At 70.6% G+C, this 12,832-nt stretch carries 11 protein-coding genes; 5 read left to right on the forward strand and 6 right to left on the reverse strand.

Features of this window, described 5'->3' with window-relative positions:
* Positions 1-297 precede the first annotated feature (297 nt).
* Positions 298-1,584, reverse strand: coding sequence for an adenylosuccinate synthase (locus ASE27_RS15795; protein ID WP_056652581.1), 1,287 nt, complete (start codon positions 1,582-1,584; stop codon positions 298-300).
* A 383-nt stretch (positions 1,585-1,967) separates the two neighbouring features.
* Complete coding sequence (locus ASE27_RS15800; protein WP_056652584.1) at positions 1,968-2,408, reverse strand: DUF3151 domain-containing protein; 441 nt, start codon at positions 2,406-2,408, stop codon at positions 1,968-1,970.
* Positions 2,409-2,477: 69 nt separating this feature from the next.
* Between ASE27_RS15800 and ASE27_RS15805 the strand changes: the two genes are divergently transcribed.
* Positions 2,478-2,819 carry an STAS domain-containing protein gene (locus ASE27_RS15805; RefSeq protein ID WP_056652588.1) on the forward strand — a complete coding sequence of 114 codons (342 nt, stop codon included), beginning with the start codon at positions 2,478-2,480 and terminating at the stop codon, positions 2,817-2,819.
* Between the two features lie 71 nt (positions 2,820-2,890).
* On the opposite strand, the gene ASE27_RS15810 is transcribed toward ASE27_RS15805, so the two are convergent.
* Positions 2,891-5,263 (reverse strand): SpoIIE family protein phosphatase, encoded by a 2,373-nt coding sequence (locus tag ASE27_RS15810; RefSeq protein ID WP_082609008.1) that lies wholly within the window; start codon positions 5,261-5,263, stop codon positions 2,891-2,893.
* A 114-nt stretch (positions 5,264-5,377) separates the two neighbouring features.
* On the opposite strand from ASE27_RS15810, the gene ASE27_RS15815 reads away from it, so the two are divergent.
* Positions 5,378-5,833 (forward strand): STAS domain-containing protein, encoded by a 456-nt coding sequence (locus ASE27_RS15815; protein ID WP_082609009.1) that lies wholly within the window; start codon positions 5,378-5,380, stop codon positions 5,831-5,833.
* A 157-nt stretch (positions 5,834-5,990) separates the two neighbouring features.
* On the opposite strand, the gene fbaA is transcribed toward ASE27_RS15815, so the two are convergent.
* Together fbaA and ASE27_RS15825 are read right to left on the reverse strand one after the other, a co-directional pair.
* Entirely contained in the window at positions 5,991-7,013 is a 1,023-nt protein-coding gene (gene fbaA, locus ASE27_RS15820) for a class II fructose-bisphosphate aldolase (protein ID WP_056652591.1), read from the reverse strand.
* Positions 7,014-7,174: 161 nt separating this feature from the next.
* Positions 7,175-7,894 carry a TrmH family RNA methyltransferase gene (locus ASE27_RS15825; RefSeq protein WP_056653471.1) on the reverse strand — a complete coding sequence of 240 codons (720 nt, stop codon included), beginning with the start codon at positions 7,892-7,894 and terminating at the stop codon, positions 7,175-7,177.
* A 154-nt stretch (positions 7,895-8,048) separates the two neighbouring features.
* Here ASE27_RS15825 and ASE27_RS15830 point away from each other — a divergent pair, with 154 nt between their 5' ends.
* The 3 genes from ASE27_RS15830 to ASE27_RS20320 all read left to right on the forward strand — a co-directional run bounded on the left by ASE27_RS15830 (position 8,049) and on the right by ASE27_RS20320 (position 10,192).
* Positions 8,049-8,999: a DedA family protein gene (locus tag ASE27_RS15830; protein WP_200955965.1), complete on the forward strand. Its 951-nt coding sequence runs from the start codon at positions 8,049-8,051 to the stop codon at positions 8,997-8,999.
* Entirely contained in the window at positions 8,999-9,772 is a 774-nt protein-coding gene (locus ASE27_RS15835; protein ID WP_056652593.1) for an HAD-IIA family hydrolase, read from the forward strand. The genes ASE27_RS15830 and ASE27_RS15835 overlap by 1 nt, the downstream gene beginning before the upstream one ends.
* Before the next feature lie 156 nt (positions 9,773-9,928).
* A complete protein-coding gene (locus tag ASE27_RS20320) occupies positions 9,929-10,192 on the forward strand; it encodes a hypothetical protein (RefSeq protein WP_157257664.1) in 264 nt (87 codons plus the stop codon).
* 511 nt (positions 10,193-10,703) lie between these two features.
* Here ASE27_RS20320 and ASE27_RS15845 read toward each other — a convergent pair.
* Entirely contained in the window at positions 10,704-12,818 is a 2,115-nt protein-coding gene (locus ASE27_RS15845) for an HtaA domain-containing protein (RefSeq protein ID WP_056652598.1), read from the reverse strand.
* Between the last annotated feature and the right edge of the window lie 14 nt (positions 12,819-12,832).

Consider the following 12,832-nt stretch of genomic DNA (forward strand, 5'->3'; position numbering starts at 1 on the left):
TCACCCTGAAGATCCCTTGCGGTCCCCCCAAGAAGCGCCGTTGCCTGGACTTTCTTGGTACGCCCATACCATACCGACGATCCTTGACGGAATCGAGGATGAAACCTGACCATTTCACGCAGGTTGTCGGAATCTTCCGGCATGTTCGACGCACATCACAGCACCAGAACATAAAAACGGACGCAACGGACGCTCGATGCGAGATCGAGAATCCGCTACGTCCGTTTCTACCGCCAGACGTTCGTCAACGCACCTGGAACCTTCCGTCCGGTCGGGAACAGGTGCGGTACCGGCGTCTCAGTGCAGCAGGTCGTGCAGCGGGATGATCGCGTCGCGCGACGGCCCCACGCCGATCGCCGAGACGCGCGCACCCGAGAGCTCCTCGAGCGAACGCACGTACGCCTGGGCGTTGGCCGGCAGGTCCTCGAAGGTCCGGCAGCCGGAGATGTCCTCGGTCCAGCCGTCGAACTCGGTGTAGATCGGCTTGGCGTGGTGGAACGCCGTCTGGTCGGTGGGCATCTCGTCGTACCGGACGCCGTCGACGTCGTAGGCGACGCACACGGGGATCTTGGGGATGCCCGTGAGGATGTCGAGCTTGGTCACGACCAGGTCCGTGATCCCGTTGATGCGGCTCGAGTAGCGCGCGATCACCGAGTCGTACCAGCCGCAGCGGCGTGCGCGGCCCGTGGTCACGCCGAACTCGCCACCCGTCTTGAGCAGGTACTCGCCCATCTCGTCGAAGAGCTCGGTGGGGAACGGGCCCTCGCCCACACGGGTCGTGTAAGCCTTGATGACGCCGATCACCGACGAGATCTTGGTGGGTCCGACGCCCGAGCCGGTCACCGCACCACCAGCCGTCGCGTTCGACGACGTCACGAACGGGTAGGTGCCGTGGTCGACGTCGAGCATCGTGGCCTGCCCGCCCTCGAAGAGGACGTTCTTGCCCGCGTCGAGCGCCTGGTTGAGGATCAGCGAGGTGTCCGCGACCATCGGCTTGACGCGCTCCGCGTACGCGAGGAGCTCCTCGACGGTCTCGTCGACCGTGATGGCGCGGCGGTTGTAGACCTTGACCAGCAGGTGGTTCTTCTGGTCGAGCGACCCCTCGATCTTCTCGGCCAGGATCTTCTCGTCGAACAGGTCCCACATGCGGATCCCGACACGGTTGATCTTGTCGGCGTACGCCGGCCCGATCCCGCGCCCGGTCGTCCCGATGCGGCGCTTGCCGAGGAACCGCTCGCTCACCTTGTCCATGGTGCGGTGGTACCCGGTGATGACGTGCGCGCTCCCGGACACCAGGAGGCGCGAGACGTCCACACCGCGCGAGATCAGGTCGTCGAGCTCCTGGAAGAGCACCTCGATGTCGACGACCACGCCGTTCGCGATGACGGGGGTCACGCCCGGCGACAGGATGCCGGAGGGCAGCAGGTGCAGGGCGTACTTCTCGTCCCCGATGACGACCGTGTGCCCGGCGTTGTTGCCGCCGTTGAACTTGACCACGTAGTCGACCCGCGAACCGAGGAGGTCGGTCGCCTTGCCCTTGCCTTCGTCGCCCCACTGGGCACCGATGAGCACCACGCCTGGCATGGATTCCCCACTTTCAGACTGCCTGTTCCTCGGACCGGGTCACGGACCAGCACCGACCGGCACGTACAGAGGACGGGCCGGCCGGCGAACGGCGGCACGCACTGACGACGGGGGTCGATGCGTGTCGTGTCTCACCGGCGGGTCCTCTGCGGGCCCGAGGCACGTCCGGGCGGCAGTCACCCGGAAGCCGGGACGAGTTTACCCGTCCTTGCCCTGGACGGCTCCCCTGGTCCACCAGGTGCGCTCCAGGTGTCCGACGGCGCCGCTCCCGCCCCGGGCTCGGGTGCGGGTGCGGGTGCGGGTGCGGGTGCGGGTCGCGGGTCGAGCGCCCCGAGCGTGCCGGGCGTCGAGCGGCGCCGTCGACGTGCTGCGTGCTGCGCGCGTCAGGCGACGAGCGCGGCGACCTCGTCGACCGAGGTACCCGAGTCGACCAGGAACTGGGCGCAGCGGTCGGCCTCGTCGGTCTCACCGATGAGCGCGGCGGCGCGGTGCAGCGCGAGCAGCGCCCGCAGGAACCCCTGGTTGGGCTCGTGGTCGGCCGGGATCGGCCCCTGGCCGCGCCACCCTGCCCGCCTCAGCGCGTCGAGGCCCCGGTGGTACCCGGTGCGCGCGAACGCGTACGCGGTCACCGGGGCGTGCTCTCCCCCGTCGCGCAGCGTGGCTTCGGCGAGGAGCGCCCAGAGCAGCGAGGACGACGGGTGGGCGGCCGCGAGCCCGAACGGCTCGTCGCCGCGCGCGAGGCCGGCGACGACGTCCGGCTCGGCGGGCAGACGCACCGGAGCCGGTCCGTCGAGGAGGTTGGGGCGCACTGGTGTGGTCGACATCCGTCGATTCTCGCAGGCCCCTGACGAGCGCATGTGCAACGAACGGCGCACCCGCCTAGAGTCAGGACCATGATCGAGATCTCGACCTCCCCCGCGACGACCACTCTCGTCATCGCCGGAGACCTCGATCTCGCCGAACGGGACCAGTTCCCCGAGATCGCCGCCCGCGTCGTCGGGCTGCGCCGTCAGCTCCTGGTGATCGACATGTGCCGGGTGACCTTCATGGACTCCACGGGCGCAGCGTTCCTCATCTCGCTCGCCGACTCGGGACGCAAGCGCGGCGGTGCGACCGTCCTGCGGGGGTGCGACGACCGGGACCTGTTCGTCCTCGAGGTGTGCGGCGCGCTCGACCTCTTCCGGATCGACGTCGACCACCGCTGCGACCCGCCGGCGGGGGCCAACGCTTCCTGACCGAGCTGTTCCTCGACCGACCGACCCGCCTGACCGCCCCTCGGTCTGCGGCGCTCCCGCCTGACCGCCCCTCAGTCCCGGGCGCTCGCCGACCTGTCCTGCCGCTCCCCGAGCGGGCGCAGCCGCGCCCACACGAGCTTGCCCGAGCCCGCCGGACGCCAGCCCCAGTCCGCGAGGCGCTCGACGATCTGCATCCCGAACCCGCCCATCCGGTGCGCGTGCCCGTCGGTCGAGACGGGCGGCGCAGGGTTGGAGTCCTCGACCTCGACGCGCAGGCCGTCGCCCGTGTCGAACAGCCGCAGCGCGAGGTGACCCCAGCCGTGCAGGACCCCGTTGGCGACGAGCTCGGAGACCACGAGCTCGGCGTTGGCGCTGTCACCCAGGTCCCAGGCCTGGCACGTGCGCAGCACGGCATGACGGGCGCGCCCGATCGACGCGGGCTCGCTCGGGAGGAGCCAGCGACGGCTCCGCGGGCTCAGGGCCGAGGTGACGGGGTCCGAGACCGGGTCCGGGATCCGCACGACCACGAGGGCCACGTCGTCCTCGGGGGCGTCCGCGAGGCGGGAGAGGAGCTCCTCGCCGATGCCGGCCGAGTCGATGGCCGTGATCGACCGGGTCGCCTCCACGAGGGCGTCGAGCCCGACGCGCAGCGCGCGGTCGCGCCGCTCGATCAGCCCGTCCGTGTAGAAGAGCAGGACGTCGCCGGGTTCGAGCTCGACGCGCCCCGTCGCCCGGGTGCCGGTACCGAACCCGACGAGCGAGCCGCCCGCCTCGTTGAGCTGCGTCACCGCACCACCCCGGAGCAGCAGGGGCGGGAGGTGCCCCGCCCGCGAGTACTCGATCGCCCAGGTCTTCGCGTCGTCGCCCGCGTCGGCTGCGCCGTCCGTCGCGTCGGCCTCCAGGACCGTCGTGCTCTCCTCGAACGCCTCGGGGTCGAGCTCGGGCGAACGCGCGTCAGGCCGAGCCGGAGGACGGTGCGTGAGCGCCGCGTACACGAGGCTCGCGGACCGCGGGATGCGCATCCCCACGACGAGCTGGTCGACGCGCTCGAGCACGGGCCCCGGGGTCGTGAGCTCGTACGCGTACGAACGGACCACCGACCGCAGCTGCCCCATCGCGGCCGCGGCCTCGACGTCGTGGCCCACGACGTCCCCGATCACCAGGCCGACGACGTCGGGGGAGATCTGCAGGACGTCGTACCAGTCGCCGCCGACCTGCGCGTGCTCGGAGTTGGGCGCGTAGTAGGTCCACACGTCGAGCCCCGTGACGTCCGCCTGCTCGGGCAGCATGGCCCGCTGGAGCGTCTCGGCCAGGCGGTGCTCGCGGGCGTACAGGCGCACGTTGTCGATCGCGAGACCTGCCCGCCGGGCGAGCGCACGCAGGACCGCCCCGGTGCCCGACGCGTCGGGGGCCGTCGTCACCGAGGCGGGCAGCCCGCTCGTGGCGAGCAGCCCCAGGACGCGGCGGCGGCCGGCGATCGCGTGGAGCAGGACGGCGCTGGGCGCATCGGCGTTCGACGAGGTGCGCTGCCGCACGTCCCGGCTCAGCCAGCTCGACGCGGACCACTGCGGGTAGTCGGCCGTCAGGTCCAGGCGGACCGGGCCGTCGATCCGGCCGTCGAGCAGGTCCTGCACCGTGTCCTGCAGGTCGATCACGGTGCCGGGCACGAGGCCCGCGGGACCCGTGGCGTCCCCGAGAGCGTCCGTGAGCCCCATGGCCCCCTCGACGACGCCCGCCCCGTCCGCGATGTAGCGGCCGTGACGTTGCCCACGGCCGCTCGGCGGGGTCGTCGTGTCGATGCCCTCGGCGTAGCGCAGCCCGTCGTCGTTCATGTAGAAACCGGCCCACCCGACGAGCGCCCCCTCGAGGACGTCGCAGATCTCGCGCAGCGCGAGCGGGTAGTCGAGGTCGTTGAGCAGGTCCGAGGTCTCGGTGATGATCGCGAGGCTGACGCGCTCCCGGCGCTCGAGCTCGAGCGACGCGAGCTGGGCCGCAGACCGGTCGATGTGCTCGGAGACGTCGATCATCATGCCGATCCAGTGGGCGACCTCGCCGTCGGCCTCGTCGACCGGAGACAGCGAGACCTGCGTCCACAACGACGCGCCGTCGTGCCGGTCGCTGCGGACCGTGCGCGCGACGTCGCGCCCCTCCTCGACCGCGGCGCGGAACAGGTCCGCCTCGGCGGGGTCCGCGAGGAGCTCGGCGAGGAAGCGCGGGCTGCGGCTCAGGACCTCGTCGGCCGTGAACCCCGTGAGCCGGCAGAAGGCGTCGTTGACCCAGATCATCGGCATGCCCTGGGACCGGCTGCCCAGCAGGAAGGACGCGACCCCGGAGCGTTGCGCGGCGCGCGCGAAGAGCTCCGGTCCGCCTGCCGGCAGGGAGGCCCCGGCCGCGCGCGGACCATGGGCCCAGGAGCCCAGCCCGAGGCTCGACGAGCCGACCATTCCCACCTCCGACCGAGATTGCCGTGAGCGCGTTACTGTCCCGAGTGGACATTCAACCGTAGATTGGTGATCTCCGAGACCTGTGCGGGTCCGGTCCACGCTGGGAGGAGCAACGTGCGCGACGGTAACACCACGGTTGGTAGCGAGCCTGACGACCCCGCGACCGGGTCGAGCAACGTCGTGACGGAGCAGTCCGACCCTGCGAGCGTTCACGTCATCGTCGGGGCGACACGCGCCCGCATCGTGCTGTCGGGCGAGATCGACGCCGATCTGGGCCCGGACCTGCTGGACGCGACCGCGGACGCCGAGGCCACGGGCCTCCCCGTCGAGATCGACGCGCACCACGTGACCTTCATGGACTCCTCGGGCGTGGCGTTCCTCGCGCGGCTCGCGACGCGCGGGCCGCACCGTGTCCGGGTGCTGCGCGCTCCCCCGACCGTCCGCTTCCTGCTCGAGGTCACGCGCATCGGGGACATGCTCGACATCGTCGACGAGGACCCCGGCTTCGACCTGCCCGACGGCGTCACTCACCTCAACGGGAGCCGTCGCCTCCCGCGCAGCGACCGCTGAGGCCGGCCGCCCGACGGACGCTCCGCCGTCGGGCAGCCCGAGCCGCCCCACGACACGCAGCAGGCCCCGGTCCTGACGGACCGGGGCCTGCTGGCACTCCTGGTGGCGGGACGCTCCCGCCGGGCTCACCGCCCTCGCGGGCGGCTCAGCGAGCCGTTCAGCGGATCTTCTGGCCCGCGGAACGCAGCTGCTGCGACGCCTCGACGATGCGCTGAGCCATGCCGGCCTCGGCGAGCTTGCCCCAGGCGCGCGGGTCGTAGGCCTTCTTGTTGCCCACCTCGCCGTCGACCTTCAGGACGCCGTCGTAGTTGCGGAAGATGTGGTCGACGACCGGACGCGTGAACGCGTACTGCGTGTCCGTGTCGATGTTCATCTTGATGACGCCGTTGTCCACGGCCTCGGTGATCTCCTCGGCCGTGGAGCCCGAACCGCCGTGGAAGACGAGGTCGAACGGGTTCTCCTTGCCGATGGCCTCGCCGACGGCCTTCTGGATGTCCGCGAGGATCGACGGACGCAGCTTGACCGCACCCGGCTTGTAGACGCCGTGCACGTTGCCGAACGTGAGGGCCGTCAGGTAGCGGCCCTTCTCGCCCGCACCGAGGGCCTTGACGGTCGCGAGACCGTCCTCGACCGTCGTGTAGAGCTTGTCGTTGATCTCGGCCGTGTGGCCGTCCTCCTCGCCACCGACGACGCCGACCTCGATCTCGAGGATGGTGCGCGCGGCGACGGAGAGCTCGAGGAGCTCCTCGGCGATGATCAGGTTCTCGTCGAGCGGCACGGACGAGCCGTCCCACATGTGCGACTGGAACGTGGGGAGCTTGCCGGCCTTGACCTGCTCGATCTCCAGCGCGAGCAGCGGACGGACCCAGGAGTCCAGGTTCTGCTTGGCGCAGTGGTCCGTGTGCAGCGCGATGGTGACGTCGTAGTTCTTGGCGACCTCGGTCGCGTACGCCGCGAGGGCGAGCGAACCGGTGACGCGGTCCTTGATGGTCGAGCCCGCCGCGTACTCGGCGCCGCCGACGGAGACCTGGATGATGCCGTCGGACTCGGCCTCGGCGAAGCCCTGAATGGCGGCGGTGATGGTCTGCGACGACGTGATGTTGACGGCGGGGTAGGCGAACTTGCCTGCCTTCGCGCGGTCGATCATCTCGGCGTAGACCTCGGGGGTTGCGATAGCCATCTGCAGAACTCCAATGACGGAAGGAGGTGGGTGCCGACGACACTGCCGCGCGCCCTGTTATCCCCATGATTTTGCCATGGATCCCTACCGGCGGTGTGGCCCGTCCCACTGGTGGACGTCCGTCACCACTGGTTGGGACGTCCCGGGGGTCGGACGGCCTGCTACCGGTAGGCGTGCTGCACGGCCCACGCGTGCATCGCGATCGCCGCCGCGGCCCCCGCGTTGATCGATCGCGTCGACCCGAGCTGCGTGATGTGCAGGATCTCCCGGCTCGCCGCACGCGCCTCGGCCGAGAGCCCGCTGCTCTCCTGCCCGAACAGCAGGACGCACTCCGGCGGGAACGCGAAGCCCTCGATCGGGATCGAGCCCGGGACGTTGTCGATCCCGATCACCGGGATGCCCGCGCCGTCGTGCTGCGCCGCGGCCCACGCGAGCAGGTCCTCGACCTGCGGCTGATGGCTCACGTGCTGGTAGCGGTCGGTGACCATGGCACCGCGACGGTTCCAGCGCCGCCGACCCACGATGTGCACGCCCGCCGCGTTGAACGCGTTGGCAGTGCGCACGACCGACCCGATGTTCAGGTCGTGGCCCCAGTTCTCGATCGCGACGTGCAGGCGCCGGTCCGCAGGGCGGCGCGCGTCCATGTCCGCGACGATCGCCTCGACCGTCCAGTAGCGGTAGGCGTCCACGACGTTGCGCCGGTCACCCTGCTCGAGCAGGTCGACGTCGTAGCGCGCGTCGGTCGGCCAGGCCTCCCGTCCGCCCGGCCAGGGGCCCACGCCCACCTCGACCTGGTCCTCGCCGCGGGCGAGCGGCGGCTCGGGCGAGGGCTCACTCGGCCGTCCGGTGGGCGCCTCGGTCCGGGAGCGCGCTGCGGGCAGGTCGTCGCGCGCGGGGCGCCCGGGGGAGTTCGTCACGGCTCCATTGTCCCCGGCGCACCATCAGGGCCCGATCCCCGCAGGATGTTCACGAGTGCTCGACAGCCGCTCGACACGGCCCGGGTCCGGGCAGCGGGACGCCCACTACGCTGGTGGCGTGCTCACCGACCTGCTCCTGACCTCAGCGCTGCCCCACGCCGCCGCGGCGCTCTCTGCCGTCGACGGGGGCCAGGTCGTCGCGCTCGGTCCGGACTGGCTCGACGCGCGGACCATGATCAGCGGCTTCATCGAGCGCTTCGGCGTGTACGCGGTGTTCGGCATCGTCGCCGTGGTCTTCATCGAGACCGGGCTGCTCTTCCCGTTCCTGCCCGGTGACTCGCTGCTCTTCACCGCGGGCCTCCTGGTGGCCCAGGACGAGCTGAACCTGTCGATCTGGGTCGTGTGCGCCATGATCTTCGCCGCCGCGTTCCTCGGGGACCAGCTCGCCTACCTGATCGGCAACAAGATCGGCCCCCGCCTCTTCACGCCTGACGCCCGCGTCCTCAAGACCAAGTACATCGACCAGGCCCACGACTACTTCGAGCGCTTCGGCGGACGCACGGTCATCCTGGCGCGGTTCGTCCCCTTCCTGCGGACGTTCGCCCCGGTCGCCGCAGGCATGAGCGGCATGCGCTACCGGACGTTCGTCGCCTACAACCTGGTCGGCGCGTTCGTGTGGGGCGTCGGCGTGACGCTGCTCGGCTACTGGCTCGGCAACGTCCAGTTCGTCAACGACCACATCGAGACGATCCTCGTCCTCATCGTCGCCGTCTCGGTCGTCCCCGTGGTGATCGAGGTGCTGCGGGCCCGCCGCGAGGCGAGGAGCGCCAAGGCGCAGCTCGCCGCGGTCGGGACGGCCGCTGCTGCGGCTGACGCGACCTCGACCGCTGCCACACCCGCCGTCCCGACCGCTGTTACACCCGCCGTCCCGACCGCTGCCACACCCGCCGTCCCGACCGCAGGTGCGAGCGACACCCCCCTGACGACGGCCGAGGCGACCACCGCCCCGCCGACCCGGTCCGAGAAGACGACGGACGCCGTCGAGCACACCCCTGGAGAGGACCACTGATGACGCGCGTGATCGAGAGCTGGCTCACCGACATGGACGGCGTGCTCGTCCACGAGGGCCACGCCATCCCCGGAGCGGCCGAGTTCGTGCGCGCGCTGCGCGACAAGGAACGCCCGTTCCTCATCCTGACGAACAACTCGATCTTCACGGCCCGCGACCTGCGTGCGCGCCTCGCGACCTCGGGCATCGAGGTGCCCGAGGAGTCGATCTGGACGTCCGCCCTGGCCACCGCGCAGTTCCTGAGCGACCAGGTCCCCGGCGGCAGCGCCTACGCGATCGGCGAGGCGGGCCTGACCACGGCCCTCTACGAGGCCGGCTACACGCTCACCGAGTCCGACCCCGACTACGTGGTGCTCGGCGAGACCCGCACGTACTCGTTCGAGGCGATCACCAAGGCCGTCCGCCTGATCCTGGGCGGCTCGCGCTTCATCTGCACCAACCCGGACACGACCGGCCCCTCGCAACAGGGACCGCTGCCCGCGACCGGTGCGGTCGCCGCGATGATCACGGCCGCCACCGGACGCGAGCCGTACTTCGTGGGCAAGCCCAACCCCATGATGTTCCGGTCCGCGCTCAACCGCATCGACGCGCACTCCGAGACGACCGCGATGATCGGCGACCGCATGGACACCGACGTCGTCGCGGGCATCGAGGCCGGGCTCTACACCTACCTCGTCATGACGGGCTCGACCAAGATCCACGAGGTCGACACGTTCCCGTTCCGTCCCAGCAAGGTCGTCGACTCGATCGCGAACCTCGTCGACCTCGTCTGACCCACGCTCCCGGACAGCACGCTGCCCCGGCCCCCGACCAGCTCGGCGAGTTCTAGCGTTCGTCGCAACACGGTGTGTATAGCACAGCGTCCCATCACGATCGTAGGGGTAGGCATCGAAGGTCACGTGACCGACGTTCACCTCTACGATCGGCGCATGGACGGACTCTCGATTGCGCTGCAGCGGCTCGATGCGGCCCGCACGACGGACGAGCTTGTCGGTGCCTTGTGGGACTTGCGCGACTCGGCCTACGACACACCTGAGTTATGGAGCACCTTCGCCGCAGAGGCGTTCTTCCAGAGGTTGGCCGGCGAACTTGAGGACGCGCCTGCCGATGACGCTGGCCAGCTTTCGGTTCCCGTCTTAGCTCGAGCGGTGAAGACGGCGGTGGCTATACCTGGCCATGGCATTGATACCTAGCGTGATGTGAAGGGGCATCACATCGGCCGAGTGATGAGTTGCGGAGACGCCGGGCTGGTGTCTGCCAGCCCAGCGTCTTGCGAGGCCGGGCGTTGAGCTCGGCGGCGGGGGCCTCTTTCGCCCGTCCGGACGACCGTTGCGCCACTCCCTGCCCGTTCGAGGGTTGATACCTGCTCGATCGCACGCCTCGGCGTTGGCGTAACCAAGGTCCATGAGGCGGGAGTATTCCGCCCTCTCGAACCTCAGCCCTCCGCCCAGCACTCTGCCGCTCCTGACGAATCTCGAAGCCCATCGCATGCCCATCGCTTGGGTGTTGCGACGACCGCTAGAACTCGCCCTCGGGGTACCAGGGCAGCGTGCGGCGGGGCCTCGCAGGCCTGCGATCGGCCGTGCCGAGGCAGAAACACCCCCACCACGGCTCCGCGGGGCGCCTGGAGCACCGCTACCGGCCAGCGTCCGAGGTCGCTGCGACCGGCTGAGGCGAGGACGACGAACGGCGGGCGGTCGTGCGTCAGGCGGTCGCGCGTGCCCGACGGCGCCTGCTCACCGCGAGCAGGCCCGCGCCGCTGAGGAGCAGCATCACCGCGAGGGCCGTGACGTTGCCCGCCTCGGTGCCGGTGGCGGCAAGTCCCGAGAACGCGTCGCACTCGACGTCGCCCCCGATCGGGAAGCTGAACGTGACGGGAGCCAGTGCGGTCCCTGCCTCGTAGAAGCCCGCGAACGCCTTGGCGCCTGCGGCCGTCAGCGTGGCCGGCGCGCCGGTCCACGTGATCGTGGTGCCCGAGGTCGACTTCTTGCCCGAGAGGTCGAGGTTCGCGAACGCGACACCCTTGCTCGTGGACTTGTTGCCCTCCATGTCGCTGCTCACGACGTCGACGACGAGCGTGCCGCTGCCGCCGTTGACCTGGACCCGCGGGTTGGAGATCTGCAGGTCGAGGATGCCGCCGTGGCCGGTGAAGGCCACCGAGCCTGCGAAGGCGGCGCGGCCCTTGCCGAGCTCGGTGTTGAACGATCCCTTGCCACCGCTCCACGTGGTCGTGGAGCCGTTGTCCTTGGCACCGCTGGCCGAGACCGAGCCCTTGGCGATGGGCCCCGCGATGTACGCGCGGAACTTGTCGCTCACGGCCCAGGTCAACGTGGCGCCGTTGACACCCTGCGCGTAGCACTGCTGAGCGCTGGAACCGCTGCCCGAGGTGCTCGAACTCGTGACCGTGATGGCCGCGGACGCGGTGTGGTTCGCGCCGATGAGGAGCAGCGTGTGCTCGCCCGCCGGAAGATCCTTGGGGATCGTGACGGTCGACGTGGCAGCGCCACCGGCGTTGGCCGTGATGCCCGTGGCGAGCACCCGCGGGGTGGAGTGGACCTCGACGCGCAGGCCCGACTCGTTCGCCCCGAACCCGAAGCCGCTGATCGTGACCTGGTCGCCGGGGGCGACCTGCGAGACGGAGAGGTCGGCCACGGCCGGGTCCTTCGGCGTACCCGAACCGTCGGTGTTGCCCGACCCTTCGCCCGGCGTCGTGCCCGGGTTGTCGACCGCAGCGCCGACCGTGAAGGTCACGGGGTCGAGCGCGTCGCCGGCCGTGTAGAACGAGCCGAACGCCGGGACACCAGCTGCCGTGAGGACAGCAGGGACGTCCGCGTAGGTCGTCGAACCGTTCGCGGTCGTGGCCTTCGCTGCGGACAGGTCGAGCGTCGCGATCGTGACGCCGGCCTGTACGAACGAACCGCCGTCGATGTCCTTCGAGTCGACGTCTGCGACCAGGGTCGCCTGGCCGCCTGTGGCGACGATGCGGGGGTTCGTGAGTCGGACGTCGAGCACCCCACCGTGCCCGGTGAAGCGGACGGTACCGGCGTAGTCGACCTTGCCCTGACGTGCGGCCGTGTCGAACGCGCTCTTCGCGGACTGGGGGAACGTGTAGCGGTCGCTCGCGGCGCCCGTTGCTCCACCGGACGTCTGGATGCCACCCTTCGCGATGTTCCCCGTGATGTAGCTGCGGAAGGACTCCTTGACGCCCCACTGCAGGCTCCCGGCGACGCCGGAGGTCGGCGGGGTGACGGGCTTGGCGACCACGGTGACGGTCGCCGTCCCCGTGGCACCGAGCGCGCTCGTCACGGCGACAGTGAGCTCACCCGGCGCCTGGTCCGCCGGCACCGTCACGACGACCGCCCCGTCGTTCACGACGAAGGTTGCCGCTGCACCACCCAGACGGACGGACGAGACCTTGTCGCCGGTCGCAAGACCCGCGACGGTGAGCGACAGCTTGGCTCCCGCCGTGACCGACGGCGCCGAGGGGGTGACCGTGAGCGGTGCAGGAGCCGGGGCGTTCGTGAAGTTGACCGGGACCGAGAGCTCCTGAGCAGCGTTCTTCACGCCACCAGCCGCGTACGTGTAGACCCCGAACGACCCACCCTCGAACGAACCGTCCTCGGCGATGTCGACCCACTGCTTGCGGATCGTCCCCTGGAAAGCCGGCGGAACCTGGTCCAGCACCGACTCCGCCAGAGCCCACGCCTGCGGCCCGACCTTACGAGCCGACGCCGGAGCACCAGYCGAGGGCTGCCACTCGTCCGCGAACGACCCGAACACCACATACGTGCCCTGCGGCAGGTTCGCCGGGATCGGCACCCCACGCCCACCGA

Source organism: Oerskovia sp. Root918, from assembly GCF_001428945.1.
Lineage (GTDB): Bacteria > Actinomycetota > Actinomycetes > Actinomycetales > Cellulomonadaceae > Oerskovia > Oerskovia enterophila.